General features: G+C 69.7%; 18 protein-coding genes. 10 read left to right on the top strand and 8 right to left on the bottom strand.

Features of this window, described 5'->3' with window-relative positions:
* Positions 1 to 74: 74 nt before the first annotated feature.
* The 8 genes from NVS89_RS04180 to coxB all read right to left on the bottom strand — a co-directional run bounded on the left by NVS89_RS04180 (position 75) and on the right by coxB (position 7,116).
* Complete coding sequence (locus NVS89_RS04180) at positions 75 to 809, bottom strand: SURF1 family protein (protein WP_258731529.1); 735 nt, start codon at positions 807 to 809, stop codon at positions 75 to 77.
* 122 nt (positions 810 to 931) lie between these two features.
* Positions 932 to 1,318 (bottom strand): DUF983 domain-containing protein, encoded by a 387-nt coding sequence (locus NVS89_RS04185; RefSeq protein WP_258731226.1) that lies wholly within the window; start codon positions 1,316 to 1,318, stop codon positions 932 to 934.
* A gap of 177 nt (positions 1,319 to 1,495) precedes the next feature.
* The gene (locus NVS89_RS04190) at positions 1,496 to 2,332 is read right to left on the bottom strand and encodes a cytochrome c oxidase subunit 3 (protein ID WP_258731227.1); all 837 of its coding nucleotides are present in this window, start codon (positions 2,330 to 2,332) and stop codon (positions 1,496 to 1,498) included.
* Between the two features lie 103 nt (positions 2,333 to 2,435).
* Entirely contained in the window at positions 2,436 to 3,152 is a 717-nt protein-coding gene (locus tag NVS89_RS04195) for a cytochrome c oxidase assembly protein (protein ID WP_258731228.1), read from the bottom strand.
* 7 nt (positions 3,153 to 3,159) lie between these two features.
* Positions 3,160 to 3,345: a cytochrome c oxidase system small membrane protein gene (locus NVS89_RS04200; RefSeq protein WP_258731229.1), complete on the bottom strand. Its 186-nt coding sequence runs from the start codon at positions 3,343 to 3,345 to the stop codon at positions 3,160 to 3,162.
* 24 nt (positions 3,346 to 3,369) lie between these two features.
* Positions 3,370 to 4,353: a heme o synthase gene (locus tag NVS89_RS04205; protein ID WP_258731230.1), complete on the bottom strand. Its 984-nt coding sequence runs from the start codon at positions 4,351 to 4,353 to the stop codon at positions 3,370 to 3,372.
* A 160-nt stretch (positions 4,354 to 4,513) separates the two neighbouring features.
* A complete protein-coding gene (gene ctaD, locus NVS89_RS04210) occupies positions 4,514 to 6,106 on the bottom strand; it encodes a cytochrome c oxidase subunit I (RefSeq protein ID WP_258731231.1) in 1,593 nt (530 codons plus the stop codon).
* A gap of 65 nt (positions 6,107 to 6,171) precedes the next feature.
* A complete protein-coding gene (coxB, locus tag NVS89_RS04215; RefSeq protein ID WP_374114514.1) occupies positions 6,172 to 7,116 on the bottom strand; it encodes a cytochrome c oxidase subunit II in 945 nt (314 codons plus the stop codon).
* A gap of 321 nt (positions 7,117 to 7,437) precedes the next feature.
* Here coxB and NVS89_RS04220 point away from each other — a divergent pair, with 321 nt between their 5' ends.
* The 10 genes from NVS89_RS04220 (at position 7,438) to gyrB (ending at position 19,391) form a co-directional block, all read left to right on the top strand.
* Positions 7,438 to 7,953, top strand: coding sequence for an invasion associated locus B family protein (locus tag NVS89_RS04220; RefSeq protein ID WP_258731232.1), 516 nt, complete (start codon positions 7,438 to 7,440; stop codon positions 7,951 to 7,953).
* A gap of 140 nt (positions 7,954 to 8,093) precedes the next feature.
* A complete protein-coding gene (locus NVS89_RS04225) occupies positions 8,094 to 8,684 on the top strand; it encodes an HAD-IA family hydrolase (protein WP_374114526.1) in 591 nt (196 codons plus the stop codon).
* A 91-nt stretch (positions 8,685 to 8,775) separates the two neighbouring features.
* Positions 8,776 to 9,672 (top strand): bifunctional DNA-formamidopyrimidine glycosylase/DNA-(apurinic or apyrimidinic site) lyase, encoded by an 897-nt coding sequence (gene mutM / locus NVS89_RS04230; RefSeq protein ID WP_258731234.1) that lies wholly within the window; start codon positions 8,776 to 8,778, stop codon positions 9,670 to 9,672.
* A gap of 33 nt (positions 9,673 to 9,705) precedes the next feature.
* A complete protein-coding gene (locus NVS89_RS04235) occupies positions 9,706 to 10,479 on the top strand; it encodes an enoyl-CoA hydratase (protein WP_258731235.1) in 774 nt (257 codons plus the stop codon).
* Positions 10,480 to 10,652: 173 nt separating this feature from the next.
* Complete coding sequence (rpsT, locus tag NVS89_RS04240; RefSeq protein WP_258731236.1) at positions 10,653 to 10,919, top strand: 30S ribosomal protein S20; 267 nt, start codon at positions 10,653 to 10,655, stop codon at positions 10,917 to 10,919.
* Between the two features lie 1,225 nt (positions 10,920 to 12,144).
* Positions 12,145 to 13,578: a chromosomal replication initiator protein DnaA gene (gene dnaA / locus NVS89_RS04245; RefSeq protein WP_258731237.1), complete on the top strand. Its 1,434-nt coding sequence runs from the start codon at positions 12,145 to 12,147 to the stop codon at positions 13,576 to 13,578.
* A gap of 291 nt (positions 13,579 to 13,869) precedes the next feature.
* Positions 13,870 to 14,985 (top strand): DNA polymerase III subunit beta, encoded by a 1,116-nt coding sequence (gene dnaN, locus NVS89_RS04250; protein ID WP_258731238.1) that lies wholly within the window; start codon positions 13,870 to 13,872, stop codon positions 14,983 to 14,985.
* The gene (recF, locus tag NVS89_RS04255; RefSeq protein WP_258731239.1) at positions 14,982 to 16,172 is read left to right on the top strand and encodes a DNA replication/repair protein RecF; all 1,191 of its coding nucleotides are present in this window, start codon (positions 14,982 to 14,984) and stop codon (positions 16,170 to 16,172) included. Before dnaN ends, recF begins: the two co-directional genes overlap by 4 nt.
* Positions 16,173 to 16,274: 102 nt before the next feature.
* A complete protein-coding gene (locus NVS89_RS04260; protein WP_258731240.1) occupies positions 16,275 to 16,889 on the top strand; it encodes a LysE family translocator in 615 nt (204 codons plus the stop codon).
* 57 nt (positions 16,890 to 16,946) lie between these two features.
* Positions 16,947 to 19,391, top strand: coding sequence for a DNA topoisomerase (ATP-hydrolyzing) subunit B (gyrB, locus tag NVS89_RS04265; RefSeq protein WP_258731241.1), 2,445 nt, complete (start codon positions 16,947 to 16,949; stop codon positions 19,389 to 19,391).
* Positions 19,392 to 19,623 lie beyond the last annotated feature (232 nt).

The raw sequence follows: 19,623 nt of genomic DNA on the forward strand, positions 1-19,623 counted from the left end.
CGTTCCGAGGCAAGCGGCGCGGACGGTGAGGGCGTGCGGCGGGCCTGCCCGGCCGGCGGCTACTTCACCGCCGGTTACCTGGCCGGCGCCTGCCGCAGCCGCGACCAGGCATAGGCGGCGAACACGCCGAGCAGCGTCGCGGCGAGGCCGAACCAGGTCAGCGCATATTCGAGGTGCCGGTTGGGGAAGGCGACCCGCGTCAGCCCGCCGACCGGCAGCCCGCCCGGATTGGGCGTCGCGTCGGCATCGATCAGGAACGGCGCCACCCGCACCAGCCCCTTGGCGCTGGCGATGGCGACCGGGTCGCGGACGAACCAGTCGTCCTTCTGCGTGTCGTTGCCGGGGGTGAACAGCCCGCCCTCCTCCGGCATGCGCATGAGCCCGGTGACGGTGACGAGCCCATCGTCGCGGCCCTCGGGCCGGCTCGCCGGGTCCTTGCGGTCCATCGGCACGAAGCCGCGATTGACGAGGATGGTGCTGCCGTCGGCCATGGTCAGCGGCGTCACCACCCAGTAGCCGGGCCCGCCGCTGCCGTCCGGCTCGACGTCGACCAGCGCGTAGACCTGCACCTCCAGATCGTGGCGGAAGCGGCCCTGCGCGGTCACGTGGCGGTATTCGTCATGCTCGAAGTCGACCCGGTCCCAGTCCGCCTCGTCCGGCACGGGCTGGGCCGGCGCGTGGATGCGCGCCTCCACCTTGGCGATCAGGTCTTCCTTCCAGGCGAGGCGCTCGAGTTGCCAGACGCCGAGCCCCACCAGCAGCGCGAAGGCGACCAGCACCGTCAGCCCGGCCGGCAGCAGCCGGCGCAGCGGCGAGCGCTCCCGCCTCCCCGCGCGAGGCCCGGCGGGGTCCGCGCCGCGGTCGTCTCCGCGGTTCCCGGCGTGATCCTGGGCGAGGTTCCCGCCGCGGTTCTCCGTCGGCGCCGGCGCGCTCACGCATCCCCCTCGTCGAGGCGGCCCTGCTCGGCCCTCTTCTGGTACTGCAGCGCAATCATGGTCGCCTTCAGCGGCCGCAGCAGGCCGAGCGTCGAGATCAGCACCAGCGGCGTCCACAGCAGAGCGTGCACCCACAGCGGCGGCGCCCAGGTCAGCTCGACCCACAGCGCCAGCCCGACCACCAGCGAGCCGGCGAGCAGGATGATGAACACCACCGGCCCGTCGCCGGAATCGTCGAAGCTGTAGTCGAGCCCGCAATTGTCGCAGGCCGGCGCGACGGTGAGGAAGCCCTTGAAAAGGCGCCCGCGCCCGCAGCGCGGACAGCGGCAGGAGAGGCCGGCGGCATAGGGCGAGACGCCGGTATGGAAGGGCTGAAGATCCATGGCGGGCTTCTACTCCCATTCATGCCCGGGCGGCAATCGGGCCGCGGGCGTTGCGTCCGGCCGGCGGACAGGGCGCCGTGCTCAGGGGCGCGGCGGCCGGGTCAGGAGCCGCGTCGGCGGCCGCGGCAACGAAAAAGGGGCGGCTGCGCGCCGCCCCTCGTCCCCGTTGCCGGTGTCTCAGTGGGGCGCGCCGGCGCTGCCCCACACATAGATGAAGGTGAAGAGGAACAGCCAGACCACGTCGACGAAGTGCCAGTACCAGGCCGCCGCCTCGAAGCCGAAATGGCGGGTCGGCGTGAAGTGGCCGGCGAACAGGCGCCCGAGGCAGACCGCGAGGAAGATTGTGCCGACGATGACGTGGAAGCCGTGGAAGCCGGTCGCCATGAAGAAGGTGGCGCCGTAGATGTTGCCGGAGAAGGCGAACTCGGCGTGGCTGTATTCGAAGGCCTGCAGCGAGGAGAACAGCACGCCGAGGCCGACGGTCAGCCACAGGCCCCATTTCGCGCTCTGCCGGTCGCCATGCACCAGCGCGTGGTGCGCCCAGGTCAGCGTCGTGCCGGAAGTGAGCAGGATCAGCGTGTTGAGCAGCGGCAGGTGCCAGGGATTGAAGGTCTCGATGCCCGTCGGGGGCCAATGGCCGCCGGTGAACTCGGCGCGGGTGAAGTTGATCTCCTCGCCGACGAACAGCGCCGCGTCGAAGAAGGCCCAGAACCACGCGACGAAGAACATCACCTCGGAGGCGATGAACAGGATCATGCCGTAGCGCAGATGGAGCTGCACCACCGGCGTGTGCGCGTGCTGGTACTGGCCCTCGCGGATGATGTCCCGCCACCACACGATCATGGTGTAGATCACGCCGAGCAGGCCGGCGATCATCACCAGCATGGTGAGCTGGCCGTGCATCCAGAACACGGCGCCGACGGCCATGACGAAGGCGAAGACCGAGATGACGAAGGGCCACGGGCTCGGGTCGACGAGGTGGTAGTCGTGGTGCTTGGCGTGGGCCTCGGCCATGGGTCGCGCTCTCCGTTCGGTATCTTTTTCTAGCTGGCCCCTGCCGCGACGGCAATGTGGCGTTCTGCCCGCCTCGGGGTGTGCTGCACAGGTGCGTTGCGTCTTAAAGCGGTGCCTTGCCGGTCTCGTCCTTGCCCGTCGCGACCGGGGCCGCCTTGGGGAAGAAGGTGTAGGACAGGGTGATGGTCTTGAGCGTCGTCAGCTCGGGGTCCTTGGCGAGCTCCGGGTCGACGAAGAAGATCACCGGCATGTCCTGCGTCTCCCCCGGCTCCAGCGTCTGGTCGGTGAAGCAGAAGCACTGGAGCTTGGAGAAGTAGTAGCCCGACTGCGCCGGCGTGACGTTGTAGGTCGCCCCGGCGGTGATCGCCTTGTCGCTGCGGTTGTGCGCGCGGTAGTAGACCAGCTTGGTCTCGCCGATGCGCACCTGCACCGAGCGCGTCTCCGGCACGAAGTCCCAGGGCAGGCCGGGCGAGACGTTCGAATCGAAGCGCACCTCGACCATCCGGCCGAGTTCCTCGGTCGGCGCGCGCTCCGCCACCCGGGTGGCGCCGCCATAGCCGGTGACCTGGCAGAACACGCGGTAGAGCGGAACCGCCGCATAGGCCGCGCCGACCATGGCGCCCACGAACAAGGCGAGGCTGGCGCCGAGGATCCAGCTATTGCCGCCGGTCGGCCTCGGCCGCGCGCGGCCCGCGGAATCGCCTTCCGCAGCACTGCCCTCTGCCGGGCTCGCCTGCGACGCGGCGGGGGTTTCGCTCGTCCGGGTCTCGCTCGCGGGAGCCGCCGCGCGGCCCTCGGTGTTCGGGGTCTCGTCCACCATCACACCCTCACAGCGGCCGGACCAGCACGCCCGGGCCGAGCTTCACGATCGTCACGATGTAGAAGAGCAGGCACAGCCCGCCGAGCACGAGCCCGATGGCGATCGAGCGCGAGCGGCGCCGGCGCTTCTGCTCGTCGGTGAGCACCACGCCCTCGTCCTGCTCCGGTTCCGGGGCCTTGTTCTGGTCCGACATGATCATTCCTTGCGGCGCACATGCTCAGAGCCCGAACCAGATCGGCCCGAACCAGGCCGGCCCGAACGAGGCCGGTACGACCGCTTCGATGAGAAGGACGGCGAAGAGCAGGAAAAGGTAGAGAATCGAGAAGGCGAACAGCCGCTTGGCCGCGGTTTCGGCGGCGACGCCCTCCCGGCGGCGGTAGAGCTGGACGGCGAGGGTCAGCATCAGCGCGCCGCTCACGCTGGCGACCACGCCGTAGACGATCCCCGCCATGCCGAGCAGCGCCGGCGACACCGCGAGCGGCACCAGCACCAGCGTGTAGAGCAGGATCTGGCGGCGCGTCTCGGCCGGGCCGGCCACCACCGGCAGCATCGGCACGCCCGCGCGCTCGTAGTCGCCCGACTTGTAGAGCGCCAGCGCCCAGAAATGGGGCGGGGTCCAGAAGAAGATGATCAGGAACAGCAGCACGCTCTCGAGCCCGATCCCGCCCGAGGCGGCGGCCCAGCCGACCATGGGCGGAAAGGCCCCGGCGGCGCCGCCGATGACGATGTTCTGCGGCGTCCAGCGCTTCAGCCACATCGTGTAGACGACGGCGTAGAAGAAGATGGTGAAGGCCAGCAGCGCCGCCGCCAGCTCGTCCACCAGCAGCCCCAGCACCAGCACCGAGCCGATCGCCAGCGTCAGGCCGAAGGCCAGCGCCTCGCTCGGGGCGATGCGCCCGGCCGGCACCGGCCGGCGGCGCGTGCGGGTCATCAGCGCGTCGATGTCGGCGTCCCACCACATGTTGAGCGCGCCCGACGCACCGGCGCCGATGGCGATGCACAGCAGCGCGGTGAAGGCGATCACCGGGTGCACGGAGCCCGGCGCGCGCACGATCCCGACCAGCGCGGTGAAGACGACGAGCGACATCACGCGCGGCTTCAGGAGCGCGACGTAGTCCGCCACCGAGGCGTGGTAGGGGGCCTCGTCCGGGCGCTGCCCGGCATGGGCCAGATCGTATTCGCGCGAGGCGACGTCGCTCATCAACTCACTCCGGCGCCGCGCGGGGCGGCGCTCTCACCTGCCGGGCGGCGCCTGTGCGGCGCCGGCCCGCAGGAGGGCCCTCTGCGGCCCTCCATCCCGTCTTGTCGCCCGCCCCCGCCGCGTGCGCCGCGCCGGGAGAGGGAGTGCCGCGTCCGGCGGATCACTTGATCCGCGGCAGGACGTCGAAATGATGGTAGGGCGGCGGCGACGGCAGCGTCCATTCCAGCGTCGTCGCACCCTCGCCCCACGGATTGGCCCCGGCCGGCACCTTGGCGGCGAACATGCGGTAGACGCCGAACAGGAACACCAGCAGCGCGAAGCCGGAGATGTAGGAACCAATCGAGGAGATGAAGTTCCAGGCGTGGAACGCGTCCGGGTAGTCCGCGTAGCGGCGCGGCATGCCGGCGAGGCCGAGGAAGTGCTGCGGGAAGAACACCAGGTTCACGCCCACGAAGGTCAGCCAGAAATGTATCTTGCCGATGGTCTCGGAGTACATGTAGCCGAACATCTTCGGCGCCCAGTAGTACCAGCCGGCGAAGATCGCGAACACCGCGCCGAGCGACAGCACGTAGTGGAAGTGCGCCACCACGTAATAGGTGTCGTGCAGCGAGCGGTCGATGCCGGCGTTCGACAGCACGACGCCGGTGACGCCGCCGACCGTGAACAGGAAGATGAAGCCGATCGCCCACAGCATCGGCACACGGAACGAGATCGACCCGCCCCACATGGTCGCGATCCAGGAGAAGATCTTGATGCCCGTCGGCACCGCGATGATCATCGTCGCGGCCACGAAATAGGCCTGGGTCGAGGAGGACAGGCCGACCGTGTACATGTGGTGCGCCCACACTACGAAGCCGACCACGCCGATCGCCACCATCGCGTAGGCCATGCCGAGATAGCCGAACACCGGCTTCTTCGAGAAGGTCGACACGATGTGGGAGACGATGCCGAAGCCCGGCAGGATCAGGATGTACACTTCGGGGTGGCCGAAGAACCAGAACAGGTGCTGGAACAGGATCGGGTCGCCGCCGCCGGCCGGGTCGAAGAAGGTGGTGCCGAAGTTGCGGTCGGTGAGCAGCATGGTGATGGCGCCCGCCAGCACCGGCAGCGACAGCAGCAGCAGGAACGCCGTCACGAGCTGCGACCAGGCGAAGAGCGGCATCTTGTGCAGCGTCATGCCCGGGGCGCGCATGTTCAGGATCGTGGTGATCAGGTTGATCGCGCCGAGGATCGAGGACGCGCCGGCAAGGTGCAGCGAGAGGATCAGCAGGTCCATGGCCGGGCCGGGATGGCCGAGCTTGGACGAGAGCGGGGGATAGATGGTCCAGCCGCCGCCGAAGCCGTTGGAGCCGGCCGCGCCTTCCACGAACAGCGACAGGATCGCCAGCGCGAAGGAGGGCGGCAGCAGCCAGAAGGCGACGTTGTTGATGCGCGGGAAGGCGGTGTCCGGGGCGCCGATCATCAGCGGCACGAAGTAGTTGCCGTAGCCGCCGATCATGGCCGGCATCACCATGAAGAAGATCATGATGAGGCCGTGGCCGGTGGTGAACACGTTGAAGGTCTGCGGATCGGAGAAGATCTGCAGGCCCGGCTCCTGCAGCTCGGCACGGATGCCGATGGACAGGATGCCGCCGACGATCCCCGCCACGATGGCGAAGATCAGGTACATCACGCCGATGTCCTTGTTGTTGGTCGAGTAGACCCAGCGCTTCCAGCCCGTCGGATCGCCTGCGTGAGCGGCTGCGTTTGCCATTGAACCGTCCCTCATTCGTGCGCTTTCACGCACTTCGTATTTCCTGTTGCGCGGAAGCGAGAGCCTCAGCGCGCCGCCGCGGCGGCCGCCACCGGCAGCATCGTGCCCGGCATCATCGTGCCCGGCACGTCGTTACGCGCCACGCGCTCGGGCGCCTGCGTCTCGTTCGAGGCGAACTCCTGCTTGGCCTTCTCGACCCAGGCCGCGAAGTCCGCCTCGCTGACCACCCGGATGGCGATCGGCATGAACGCGTGGTCCTTGCCGCAGAGTTCGGAGCACTGGCCGTAATATACGCCCTCCTTCTCCGCCTGGAACCACGTCTCGTTCAGGCGGCCCGGGATGGCGTCGATCTTGATGCCGAAAGACGGCAGGGCGAAGGAGTGGATCACGTCCGCACCGGTCACCTGGATGCGCACGATCTTGTTGACCGGCACCACCACCTCGTTGTCGACCGCCAGCAGGCGCGGCTGGTCCGGCTTCAGGTCCTCGGTCGGCACCATCAGGCTGTCGAAGCTGAAGTCGCCATTGTCGGGATATTCGTACGACCAGTACCACTGGTGGCCCGTCGCCTTCACCGTCATGTCGGCCTTCGGCAGGTCGAGCTCGAGGAACAGCAGGCGGAAGGAGGGAATCGCGATCGCGACCAGAATCAGCACCGGCACCACCGTCCACGCGACCTCGATCAGCGTGTTGTGGGTGGTACGCGAGGGTACCGGGTTCGCCTTCTCGTTGAACCGGATCATCACGATCACGAGCAGGACAAGCACCAGCAGGACCACGGCGACGATGATCGCCAGAAGGAAGTAGTGGAAGGAGCGGATGCTCTCCATCACCGGCGAGGCGGCGCCCTGCAGGTTGATCTGCCAGGGCGAGGGCTGCCCGGTGCCGGCCAAGGCCGCATCCATGCCCGCAAACGCCAGGACCATCAGGCCGGCCATTGCCCCGACGAAGCCGGCGGCGGTGCGCCCAGCGTTGCGGATCCACGATTTCATCGCGATCGTCACTCCCATCGATTACCTTACCTTCCGGCCGAGGCCCCATGAGAGCGCCTGCCGGACCAGCGGCATTTGACATTCATCAAACACAAAAAGGACACCTGAGCAACGCGCGAGGGGCCCTCTGATCCTGCGACATGACGTCGGGTCCCTGGAACCGTTCCACGCACCCGAAGGGTACTCGAAGGGGTGACTCGCCCCATTCTTGACATCGCGGTAAGGCGTTGTACGGGGTCAATGACGGGGTCGGCTTCCCCGGCGTGGAGCATGATTCGCCTTGTCCCGCGGCGGTGTTTCTTTAGAAGACTCTTCGTGTACATATTGAGGAGACAGCCCATGCGCGGCTTCGCGGCCCTCCGTTCCGTCCTGTTCGCAGCACTTGCCGTCGCGGCCTTCCTCGCCGCGGCGCCGGATGCGCGGGCGCAGGGGGTGGTTCGCTCCGTGCACGGCGACTGGCAGATCCGCTGCGACACTCCGCCCGGGGCGCAGTCCGAGCAGTGCGTGCTGCTGCAGAGCGTGCAGGCAGACGACCGTCCCAATGTCGGGCTCACCGTCATCGTGCTGAAGACCGCCGACCAGCAGAGCCGGCTGCTGCGCGTGCTCGCCCCGCTCGGCGTGCTGCTGCCCTCCGGCCTCGGGCTGAAGATCGACAACACCGACATCGGCCGCGCCGGCTTCGTGCGCTGCGTGCCCAATGGCTGCGTCGCCGAGGTGGTGATGGACGACAAGCTGGTCGACCAGCTGCGCAACGGCCAGAGCGCGACCTTCATCGTGTTCCAGACACCGGAAGAAGGCATCGGCATCCCGCTCAGCCTGAAGGGCTTCGGCGAGGGATACGACGCGCTTCCCTGAGGCGGCCCGTGAGCGGCCCCGCGAGACCCCCGACCGGATCACCGACCGGCGACCCGGCTGACGGCGTCGCCGACGCTCCCGAGGCTGGCGCCGCGGGCGCGCGCGCCTCCCCTGCCGGCGCGCCGCCGGTCAGGCTGGTCGTGTTCGACATGGACGACGTGCTACTGCGCTACGACGTCGACGCCCGCCGGGCGGCGATGGCGGAGCTCGCGGGGCTCGGCCCCGCCGATATCGAGCGCCTCGTCTGGACCAGCGGCATCGAGGATGCCGCCGATGCCGGCCAGCTCAGCGCCGACGCGTATCTGGCGGCCATCGCGGCGGCGATCGGCGTGCCGTTCGGCCGCGCGGAATGGCTGCGCACGCGCGCGCTCGCCATGGCGCTCGATCCGCCGGTGGTGGCGCTGGCGGCGCGCGTGGCGCAGCGCAGCGCGCTGGCGCTGCTCACCAATAACGGGCAGATCATGAAGGAGCATTTCGACGTGCTGGTGCCCGAGCTGCGGGCGCTGTTCGGCGCGTCGATGCATGTCGCCGCCGAGTTCGGCACCAAGAAGCCCGACCCCGCCATATATAAAGGAGTGGCGGCGCTCTACGGCGTGGCGCCGCAGGAGGCGGTGATGATCGACGACAAGGCCGTCAATGTGGAGGGCGCCCGGGTGGCGGGCATGCGCGCGCACTGCTTCCGCGGCGCGGCCGAGCTCGAGGCCTTCCTCGCCGGGCTCGCCCTGCTCTAGCGCCTCCTCATTTCCCGGACGCCCCTTATATAAGGTGTCCGCCCCGCGCCTCTCGCGCCCCGCGCCGAAACCCGCACACCCGAATCGCGCCATGCCCGAACTGCCCGAAGTCGAAACCGTTCGGCGCGGCCTCGCCCCGGTGATGGAAGGCCGGCGGATCCTCTCCGCGCTGGCGCGCCGGCCGGATCTGCGCTGGCCGCTGCCCGAGCGCTTCGCCGAGCGCCTCGCCGGCCGGCGGGTCGCCGGGCTGGGGCGACGGGCCAAGTACCTGCTCGCCGACCTCGAGCCCGAGGGCGACGCCCCGGCCGAGGTGCTGGTGATGCATCTGGGCATGTCCGGCTCGTTCCGGGTCGAGGCGGGCAAGGACACGCACATGCCCGGCACGTTCCATCTGCCGCGCGGCGCGGCCGGCCCGCACGACCATGTGGTGCTGAGCCTCGAGGGCGGCGCGGAGGTCATCTACAACGACCCGCGCCGCTTCGGCGCCATGCTGCTGGTGCCGCGCGTCGCGCTCGACGAGCACCCCCTGTTCCGCGAGCTCGGCCCCGAGCCGCTCGGCAACGCCTTCGACGCAGCCCGCCTCGCCGCCGCCCTCGCCGGCCGGCGCACCTCGCTGAAGGCGGCGCTGCTCGACCAGAAGGTCGTCGCCGGGCTCGGCAACATCTATGTGTGCGAGGCGCTGCACCGCGCCGGCCTCTCGCCCGAGCGGCCCGCCGCCAGCCTCGTCACGCCCGCCGGCCGGCCCACCGCCCGCGCCCGGCTGCTCGTCGAGACCATCGGCGCGGTGCTGGAGGAGGCGATCGCGGCCGGCGGCTCGACGCTGCGCGACCATGCCCGGGTCGACGGTACGCTCGGCTATTTCCAGCACACCTTCCGCGCCTATGACCGCGAGGGCAGCGCCTGCACCATGCCCGGCTGCCATGGAACCATCGCACGGCTTGTCCAGGGCGGGCGCTCCACCTTTTACTGTGCGACGTGCCAGCGATAGCACGCCCCATTTCCCGAACGAGAGGCGCCGGCCATGGGCTATGACAACATCCAAGTCGCCACCAACGGACGCGTGGGCATCATCACGCTGCACCGGCCGAAGGCGCTGAACGCGCTGAACGAGGCGCTGATCGGCGAGCTCGGCCGGGCGCTCGACGCCTTCGAGGCCGATCGGAGCATCGGCTGCCTCGTGCTCACCGGGTCGGACCGCGCCTTCGCCGCCGGCGCCGACATCAAGGAGATGCAGGCGCTCGGCTTCCCCGCCACCTATACGGACGACTTCGTCACCTCCTGGGAGCGGCTGTCGCGCTGCCGCAAGCCGGTCATCGCGGCGGTGGCGGGCTATGCGCTCGGCGGAGGGTGCGAGCTCGCCATGATGTGCGACATCATCCTCGCCGCCGACAATGCCCGCTTCGGCCAGCCGGAGATCCAGCTCGGCGTCATGCCGGGCGCGGGCGGCTCGCAGCGCCTCACCCGCGCCATCGGCAAGGCCAAGGCGATGGAGATGTGCCTCACCGGGCGCACGCTCACCGCCGAGGAGGCGGACCGCTTCGGCCTGGTCTCGCGGGTCGTGCCGCTTTCCGGGCTGATGGACGAGGCGATGAAGGTCGCCGACACCATTGCCGGCCTCTCCCTGCCCGCGGCGATGATGGCCAAGGAGAGCGTCAACCGCGCCTTCGAGACCACGCTCGCCGAGGGCATCCGCTTCGAGCGCCGTCTGTTCCAGGCGCTGTTCGCCACCGCCGACCAGAAGGAAGGCATGGACGCCTTCGTCGAGAAGCGGGCCGCCTCGTTCCGCAACGGCTAGCGCGGGGGGAGCGGCGGGGAGCGGCGGCGCCTTATCGGTTGACGGGACGGGCGCCGGCGACTATAAGCCCGCCACCCATGCGGGGCTCCTTCGGGTCCGGCCCCGCCTCGAATTTCGCAACACAATCCGGCAGGACGGCAGCCCCGTCCTTGCGACGACGAAGAGGACGGCCGATGGCCAATACGCCCTCCGCCAAAAAGGCGGCTCGCAAGATCGAGCGCCGCACGGAGATCAACAAGAACCGCCGCTCGCGCATGCGCACCTATGTGCGCAAGGTCGAGGAGGCGCTGGCCTCCGGCGACAGTGCCGCTGCCGGCGTCGCCCTCCAGGCCGCCGAGCCGGAGATCATGCGCGCCGCCCAGAAGGGCGTGCTGCACAAGAACACCGCCTCGCGCAAGGTTTCGCGCCTGGCCCAGCGGCTCGCCAAGCTCGGCGCCTGATCGCGCCGGACGACGGCGCCCTTACGCTGCGTCCGTGCAACCGATCGTTGCAGATCGCCTGTCAAGCAAAAGCCCGGCTTCGGCCGGGCTTTTTGCGTTGGTGCCCGGCCGGAGCCGTACCGTCATCGCGCTCGTTGCAGAACTGTCACATGACGTGAATTGTGCGGAAATCGCCCCCGCCCCCTTTCCGCGGCCTCTTGACTCACCGGACCTCCCGAAGCAGCCCTCCCGGGCGCCACAAGGCGACGATGGACAGCGCGAGCCGCGCACAAAAAGTTAATACATCCTAATGGCTTACGATCCATACCCCGCCCCCTCGGAAGAATCGGCCCCGCCGGGGGCCCGCCCACCTCGCGAAACGTAAAAAGGATGCGTGGATGGGGTGTCACCGAGCCGCCAAGATTCTTGCAAGTGACTCAGAGATTTGCCGACTGACGGTCTTTTTTTCGGCCCCCTGATTCGCCGATTCGCGCTCCCCCGCCGGGACGGAATCGCACCAAGAGCGTTGCGCGGGAGGGGGGGCCTGTGTATGTTGTGGTCATCCGGTTCCGCCGGGCATCTCAGCGAAAAGTTGAGTTATTGGCTACTCCTTTTGTATCGGGGAGGGGATAGGTATGTCTTTGTTCTTATTTACATCCCCTTCCGCGTCGCGTTACTTGCGAAGTTGCTTACCGGGCCGACCGACATTGGAACAGCTCGCCGAGTGACAACTCGCAGAGTTGACTTGTAGTTGCGCAAACAACAACATGAATCTTCAATAGGGACGGCAAATATCTTGCCGCGAAGGGGCGACTATGACTACGCGGACAGGCACACGAGAGGACGCGACCTCCGAAGGCCGGCTTGCACGGCGAGCCGAAGACTTAGCCTTCCAGAACGGCCTTCCCTCTGTGTGGAACTTGCCCGCCTCGCCCTCGGACAGCCCGCCGGGCTGACCGCCCCGGGAGACCGCCACGACAGCCCCTGACCGGGCCCGGGCGTCTCGCCGCACCGGCCACCGCGCGTTCGCGCCGTGCCGGCCCCTATTCACCCGTCGACGCCGACCGACAAAGGATCCGTGGCCCGGCTGCGCCAGCAGCAGGCAAGCCGCGCGACCCGTCGACTCGGTATCCCCCAACAACCGCCAAAAACCTGCGGAGCTGACATGTTGAAGTCCAACAGCCTTGAGCCTTCCGAGGGCGCCCCCTACCCGGGGCCCGTACCGAGTTCCGGTTCACATGCAGGTTTGGATGCAGCCCCGCGCGAAGCGTGGGAGCGGGTGCGGCGGCGGTTGCGCGCCGAGATCGGCGAAGAGGTCTATTCGAGCTGGTTCCCCCGGCTCGAGCTCGACATGATCGCCGCCGGCACGGTGCGCCTCTCGGTGCCCACGCGCTTCCTCAAGACCTGGCTGCAGCAGCACTATATCGACCGCCTCACCGCGCTCTGGCGCGAGGAGATGGGCGTCGAGCGGGTCGAGCTGATCGTGCGCTCGGCGGTGCTGCGCCCGGCGGGCGCCGCCGCCTCGGTGCGCCCGATGAACGCGGCCGGCTTCCCCGCCCCCTCCATGTCCGCCGCCCCCGCGCGGCAGGCGGCCGAGGCCGCCCGCGCCGGCGCCTCGGGCACGCCCGAGGTCGGCAGCGGCTCGCCGCTCGACCCGCGGCTGAGCTTCTCGACCTTCCGGCTCGGCGCCTCCAACCGGCTCGCCCATGCGGCGGCGCTGAAGGTCGCCGAGGCGGCGGCGGGCTCCGGTCCGGTGTTCAACCCGCTCTATCTCCATGCCGCCGTCGGGCTCGGCAAGACCCACCTGCTGCAGGCCATCGCCGCGGCGGGCTCCGAGCACGGGCGCAGCGTCGTCTACCTCACCGCCGAGCGCTTCATGTACGGCTTCGTCGCCGCGCTGAAGAGCCAGTCCTCGCTCGCCTTCAAGGAGCAGCTTCGCGGCATCGACACGCTGGTGATCGACGATTTGCAGTTCCTGCAGGGCAAGAGCGTGCAGCAGGAATTCTGCCACACCCTCAACGCGCTGATGGATTCCGGCCGCCAGGTGGTGATCGCCGCCGACCGCCCGCCGGCCGAGCTCGACGCGCTCGAGGAGCGGGTGCGCTCGCGCCTCGCCGGCGGCCTCGTGGTGGAGATCTCTCCGCTCGACGACGGGCTGAAGCTCGAAATCCTCGCCGCCCGCGTCGGCGCCCTCGCCCAGCAGCACCCCGGCTTCGCCGTGCCGCCGGACGTGCTCTCCTACATCGCCCGCCATTGCGGGCAGAACGGGCGCGACCTCGACGGTGCGCTGAACCGCCTGCTGGCGCATAACCAGCTCACCTCGCGCGCCATCACGCTTGAGATGGCGGAGATGGCGGTGCGCGACCTGGTGCGGCCGAGCGAGCCCAAGCGCGTGCGGGTGGAGGACATCCTGCGCATCGTCGCCAAGCATTACAACGTCACCCGCGCCGACATCCTGTCCCAGCGCCGCACCGCGAACGTGGTCAAGCCGCGCCAGATCGCGATGTATCTGGCGAAGATGCTCACCCTGCGCTCGCTGCCCGAGATCGGGCGGCGCTTCGGCGGGCGCGACCACACCACCGTGCTGCACGCGGTGCGCAAGATCGAGGGGCTGGTGGGCAGCGACCGCGCCATGGCCGACGAGATCGAGGCGCTGAAGCGGCTGGTCAACGACGACTGACCAGTCCGGGAGGGCGATCCGGCGGCGGCCCGCCCGGGCCGCCCTGCTCACCGGGCCGACGCAATTCCGGCCGGAAAGCGCCCATAGAGGCGCTTTCCCCCGCTTTCCCCGCCACTTTCCCCACCATTCTGCCACATTGCCGCGCCCCCGGCCTTGCCTTGGGGCGGTACTAGCGGCAATGTCGTCGCCCCCGGCGGCGCGCCCGCGCCGTTCACCCGGAGTGTGCGGTGGGCTGCGCCCGCCTCCCCCGCGCTCCGTCCCGTTTCTCGTACTGCCACGGGTGTCGCGGCCATGAAGGTCACTGTCGAGCGGGCCGAGCTGCTCAAATCCCTCGCCCACGTCCATCGTGTCGTCGAGCGGCGCAACACCATTCCGATCCTCGCCAACGTGCTGATGCGCACCGACGCGCGCGGCCTCGCCCTGCGTGCGACCGATCTCGACATCGAGATCGTCGAGACCATCCCGGCCGAAGTCACCCAGGAAGGCGCCACCACCGTGCCCGCGCACACGATCTACGACATCGTGCGCAAGCTGCCCGAGGGCGCGCAGGTGCAGATCGAGACCTCCGGCGATCGTGGCACGCTCACCGTGCGCGCCGGCCGCTCGCGCTTCGCGCTGCAGACCCTGCCGGAGAACGAGTTCCCCGATCTCGCCGCCGGCGAGATGACGCACAGGTTCACGCTTGCAGCGGGCGAATTGAAGCGGCTGGTCGACAAGACCCAGTTCGCCATCTCCACCGAGGAGACGCGCTACTATCTGAACGGCATCTATCTCCACGTCGTCGACGCCGGCGGCCCGGTGCTGCGCGCGGTGGCGACCGACGGGCACCGCCTCGCCCAGGCGCAGACCGCCGCTCCCGCCGGCGCGGCCGGCATGCCGGGCGTGATCGTGCCGCGCAAGGCGGTGGCGGAGATCCAGCGCCTCGCCGAGGACGCCGACGAGGAAGTGACGGTCGAATTGTCGGCCGCCAAGATCCGGGTCTCGCTCGACCGCGTGGTGCTGACCTCGAAGCTGATCGACGGCACCTTCCCCGACTATGGTCGGGTGATCCCGCTTGGCAACGACAAGACGCTGATCGTCGACAAGGCCGACTTCGCCTCCGCCGTCGACCGCGTGTCGACCGTGGCCAGCGAGCGCGGGCGGGCGGTGAAGCTCTCCATTGCCGACGGCAAGCTCACTCTCTCGGTCACCAATCCCGATTCCGGCAGCGCGACCGAGGAGATCGAGGTCGAATATGCCGCCGAGCCGATCGATATCGGCTTCAACAGCCGCTATCTGCTCGATATCACCTCGCAGATCGAAGGCGGTACGGCGGAGCTGAAGCTCGCCGATCCGGGCTCCCCCACCCTTGTGCAGGACCCGGACAAGCGCGGCGCGCTCTATGTGCTGATGCCGATGCGCGTGTGAACCGCACCCGCATCGTCCGTCTCAGGCTCAGCGATTTCCGCAGCTACCACGCCGCCGACATCCGCGCCGGCGACGGCCCCGTGGTGCTGGTCGGCCCCAACGGGGCCGGCAAGACCAACCTGCTCGAGGCGATCTCCCTGCTGGCGCCCGGGCGCGGCCTGCGCCGTGCCGCGCTCGACCAGTTCGCAGCGCGCGGGGCGCAGGGCATGGCCGCGCCCGGCTGGGCGGTGTCCGCCGTGGTCGAGGGCGCCTATGGCGAGGTCACGCTCGGCACCGGCATCGAGGCCGGCGCGGGCGAGGTCCGCGGGCGCCGCTGCCGCATCGACGGCGAGCCGGTCGGTTCGGCCGCCGCCTTTTCCGAACACATCCGCGTGGTCTGGCTGACGCCGGAGATGGACGGGCTGTTCCTCGGCCCGCCCTCCGAGCGACGGCGCTTCCTCGACCGGCTGGTGCTGGCGGTCGATGCCGAGCACGGCGCGCGGGTCAACGCCCTGGAGCGGGCACTGAGGTCACGCAACCGGTTGCTGGAGGAGCCCGCCGGCGACCCGCGCTTTCTCGACGCCGTCGAGCATGAGCTGGCCGCGCTCGCAATCGCGGTCGCCGCCGCGCGGCTGGAGACGGTGCGCCGCCTCGCCGCCGGCATCGCGAAAGGGCGCCAGGAGGGGCCCGAGGGCGGGAACGTTGAGGGCGCCGACGACGCCTCGCCTTTCCCCTGGGCGACGGTGGCGCTGGACGGCGAGGTCGAGCGCGCGCTCGCCCGCGAGCCGGCGACCCAGGTCGAGGACGGCTACCGCGCCAGCCTGCGCGCCTCCCGCCCGCGCGACCGCGCCGCCGGGCGCACGCTGGAGGGCCCGCATCTCAGCGACCTCCTGGTCGGCCACGGCCCCAAGGCCATTCCCGCCGCGCAGGGCTCCACCGGCGAGCAGAAGGCGCTGCTGATCGGGCTGGTGCTGGCCCATGCGCGCCTCGTCGGCGAGATGGCCGGCATGACGCCGGTGATGCTGCTGGACGACGTCGTCGCCTATCTCGACCCGGTCCGACGGGCCGCGCTGTTCGCGGCGCTGGAGGCGCTCGGCGGGCAGGTGTGGATGACCGGCGCCGACCCTTCCGCCTTCGCCGCGCTCGGCGGGCGGGCGGAGCGCCTCGACGTCACGCCGGGCCGTATCGCGCCGGCCGGCACGGCGTGAGCCGACAGGGTGTGAGACGGCACGGGCCGCCCTTCGCCGCATCGCAGCCATCCGCAGGCAGGGGTTGACTACACGCGCACGCGCGCGCACGTAAGGGCGGTCATGCACCTCCTCGATCTCATCGTCTTCGCCGCCGCCCTGGCGCTCGCCGCCGCCTCGCCGGGGCCGAGCGTGATCGCGCTCGTCGCGCGCACGCTGGTGCGCGGGCGCGAGGGCGCGGCGCTGCTGGTGGCGGGCATCGTGCTCGGCGACATGGTGTGGCTGGCCGGCGCCGCGCTGGGCCTCGCCGCGCTGGCGGCGGCGCTCGGCTCGCTGTTCGTCCTGGTGCGCCTCGGCGCCGCTCTCTATCTCGGCTGGCTGGCCTGGAAGATGTGGACCGCGGCGCCGGTCGCCATCGCCGCCGGCGAGATCCGCGAGAGCGATTCACGCGCCGGCCTGTTCCTCACCGGGCTCGGCATGACGCTCGGCAACCCGAAGGCGATGGCCTTCTACCTCGCCCTGCTGCCCAGCATCGTCGACCTCAAGCACCTCACCGCGCTCGGCTTTCTCGAGCTGTGCCTGGTCATCGCGCTGGTGCTGGCGGCCGTGTTCGGCGGCTATGTGGTGCTGGCGCACCGGGCCCGCGGCCTTGCCGCCGGCACCCGCGCGGTCCGGCTGATCAACCGTGCCTGCGGCACCGCCATGGCCGGCGCCGCCGTGCTGGTGGCCACGAAATAACCGTCTGTTTGCGCTACAAAAGATCTGTCAATTCAACCGATTCGAAGAGCTCCACCGATGGCTGACTCCGACCACGAACCGACCCCGGCCTCCAACGGGGAGGATTATGGCGCGCAGTCGATCCAGGTTCTTCGCGGCCTCGATGCCGTGCGCAAGCGCCCCGGCATGTATATCGGCGACACCGACGACGGCTCGGGCCTGCACCACATGGTCTACGAGGTGGTCGACAACGCCATCGACGAGGCGCTGGCAGGCTATGCCGACGAGGTGACCGTCACCCTCAACGCCGAAGGCTCGGTCACGGTGACCGACAATGGCCGCGGCATCCCCACCGACATCCACGCCGAGGAAGGCGTGTCGGCGGCGCAGGTCATCATGACCCAGCTCCATGCCGGCGGTAAGTTCAACCAGAACTCCTACAAGGTCTCCGGCGGCCTGCACGGCGTCGGCGTCTCGGTGGTCAACGCGCTCTCCACCTGGCTTGAGCTCACCATCTGGCGCAACGGCAACGAATACCGGATGCGCTTCGCCCATGGCGACGCGGAGAACGGGCAGGACCTCGCACTGGTCGGCCCGGCCGGCCCCGGCATGCGCGGCACCAAGGTCACCTTCCTGCCCTCGCCGCAGACCTTCACCCGGATCGAGTTCGACTATCCCACGCTCGAGCACCGGCTGCGCGAGCTCGCCTTCCTCAATTCGGGCGTGCGCATCGTGCTCACCGACGAGCGCTCGGCCGAGGTGAAGCGCGAGGAGCTGATGTATGAGGGCGGCGTCGAGGCCTTCGTGCAGTATCTCGACCGCTCCAAGCAGGCGGTGCTGCCCAAGCCGGTGGTGATCCGCTCGGAGCGCGACGGCATCACGGTGGAGTGCGCGCTGTCGTGGAACGACAGCTACCACGAGAACGTGCTCTGCTTCACCAACAACATCCCCCAGCGCGACCGCGGCACCCACTTCACCGGCTTCGCCGCCGCGCTGACGCGCCAGATCATCGGCTATGCCGACCGCTCCGGCATCGCCAAGAAGGAGAAGGTCGACCCCACCGGCGAGGACTGCCGCGAGGGGCTGACCGCGGTGCTCTCGGTCAAGGTGCCGGACCCGAAATTCTCCTCCCAGACCAAGGACAAGCTGGTCTCCTCCGAGGTGCGCCCGGTGGTCGAGGCGCTGGTCAACGACGCGCTCGGCATCTGGCTGGAGGAGAACCCGGCCGAGGCCAGGGCGGTCGTCACCAAGGTGGTCGAGGCGGCCGCCGCCCGCGAGGCCGCCCGCAAGGCGCGCGAGCTGACCCGCCGCAAGAGCCCGCTCGACGTCGCCTCCCTGCCCGGCAAGCTCGCCGACTGCCAGGAGCGCGACCCCGCCAAGTCCGAGCTGTTCATCGTCGAGGGCGACTCGGCCGGCGGCTCGGCCAAGATGGGCCGCAACCGCGCCTTCCAGGCCATCCTGCCGCTGCGCGGCAAGATCCTGAACGTGGAGCGCGCGCGCTTCGACAAGATGCTGTCCTCGGAGATGATCGGCACGCTCATCACCGCGCTCGGCACCGGCATCGGCCGCGACGACTTCAACATCGACAAGCTGCGCTACCACAAGATCATCATCATGACGGACGCCGACGTCGACGGCGCCCATATCCGCACGCTTCTGCTGACCTTCTTCTTCCGGCAGATGCCCGATCTTCTTGAGCGCGGCCACGTCTACATCGCCCAGCCGCCGCTCTACAAGGTCACGCGCGGCAAGTCCGAGCAGTACCTGAAGGACGAGCGCTCGCTCGAGGACTATCTCATCACCCAGGGCCTCGACGAGGCCGCGCTGCATCTCGCTTCCGGCGAGGTGCGGATCGGCGCCGACCTCCACCACGTGCTGGAGAATGCGCGCACCTTCCGCCATGTGATGAACGGCCTGCACCCGCGCTACAACCGCGCCGTGGTCGAGCAGGCGGCGATCGCCGGTGCCTTCGCGCCCGGCCTGCTCTCCGAGGAGGAGGCCGCGAGCGCCATCGCGGCCGAGGTCGCCCGGCGCCTCGACCTCATCGCCGAGGAGACCGAGCGCGGCTGGAGCGGCGTCGCCGACGCCGCCGGCTACAGCTTCTCGCGCACCGTGCGGGGCGTGCGCGAGGTCGCGGTGCTCGACGCCACCTTCGTCACCTCGCCCGAGGCGCGGCGCCTCGACAGCCTCGCCGCCGAGCTCAAGGACGTGCACCACGACCCGGCGACGCTGCGCCGCAAGGGCGGCGACACGCTGGTGTTCGGCCCGATGGACCTGTTCGACGCCGTCACCGACGCCGGCCGCAAGGGCGTGGCGCTGCAGCGCTACAAAGGCCTCGGCGAGATGAACGCCGAGCAACTCTGGGAGACCACGCTCGACGTCAACGCCCGCTCGCTGCTGCAGGTGAAGGTGAAGGAGGTCGCCGACGCCGACGACCTGTTCAACCGCCTGATGGGCGACGTGGTCGAGCCGCGCCGCGAGTTCATCCAGGACAACGCGCTGCGCGCCAGCGTCGACGTCTGACGGACGGCCCGCGCGGGGCGCCCTGCCCCGCGCAAGTCCCCGCCCCATATGGCGAACCCCGTGTGGCCAGAGGCCGCGCGGCGCGTTTTAGCGCGTAATGCCGCTCACCACTGGTAGCGCATGCCGAGTTGCAGCGTGCCGCTGGCGTAGTCGATATTGGCGAGCGAGGGCACGATGTAGTCGAGCTCCAGCAGCTCCGCCTTGACCAGCACGCGGTGGCGAGCGTGTCGAC

Source organism: Ancylobacter mangrovi (assembly GCF_024752355.1).
Classification (GTDB): Bacteria; Pseudomonadota; Alphaproteobacteria; order Rhizobiales; family Xanthobacteraceae; genus Ancylobacter; species Ancylobacter mangrovi.

Coding starts and splice junctions, on each gene's coding strand:
- NVS89_RS04200 (WP_258731229.1), bottom strand. CDS start 3,345: ATGTCGGACCAGAACAAGGCCCCGGAACCGGAGCAGGACGAGGGCGTG.
- dnaN (WP_258731238.1), top strand. CDS start 13,870: ATGAAGGTCACTGTCGAGCGGGCCGAGCTGCTCAAATCCCTCGCCCAC.
- NVS89_RS04185 (WP_258731226.1), bottom strand. CDS start 1,318: ATGGATCTTCAGCCCTTCCATACCGGCGTCTCGCCCTATGCCGCCGGC.
- coxB (WP_374114514.1), bottom strand. CDS start 7,116: ATGGGAGTGACGATCGCGATGAAATCGTGGATCCGCAACGCTGGGCGC.
- NVS89_RS04260 (WP_258731240.1), top strand. CDS start 16,275: ATGCACCTCCTCGATCTCATCGTCTTCGCCGCCGCCCTGGCGCTCGCC.
- gyrB (WP_258731241.1), top strand. CDS start 16,947: ATGGCTGACTCCGACCACGAACCGACCCCGGCCTCCAACGGGGAGGAT.
- NVS89_RS04190 (WP_258731227.1), bottom strand. CDS start 2,332: ATGGCCGAGGCCCACGCCAAGCACCACGACTACCACCTCGTCGACCCG.
- rpsT (WP_258731236.1), top strand. CDS start 10,653: ATGGCCAATACGCCCTCCGCCAAAAAGGCGGCTCGCAAGATCGAGCGC.
- NVS89_RS04195 (WP_258731228.1), bottom strand. CDS start 3,152: ATGGTGGACGAGACCCCGAACACCGAGGGCCGCGCGGCGGCTCCCGCG.
- NVS89_RS04235 (WP_258731235.1), top strand. CDS start 9,706: ATGGGCTATGACAACATCCAAGTCGCCACCAACGGACGCGTGGGCATC.
- NVS89_RS04205 (WP_258731230.1), bottom strand. CDS start 4,353: ATGAGCGACGTCGCCTCGCGCGAATACGATCTGGCCCATGCCGGGCAG.
- NVS89_RS04220 (WP_258731232.1), top strand. CDS start 7,438: ATGCGCGGCTTCGCGGCCCTCCGTTCCGTCCTGTTCGCAGCACTTGCC.
- mutM (WP_258731234.1), top strand. CDS start 8,776: ATGCCCGAACTGCCCGAAGTCGAAACCGTTCGGCGCGGCCTCGCCCCG.
- ctaD (WP_258731231.1), bottom strand. CDS start 6,106: ATGGCAAACGCAGCCGCTCACGCAGGCGATCCGACGGGCTGGAAGCGC.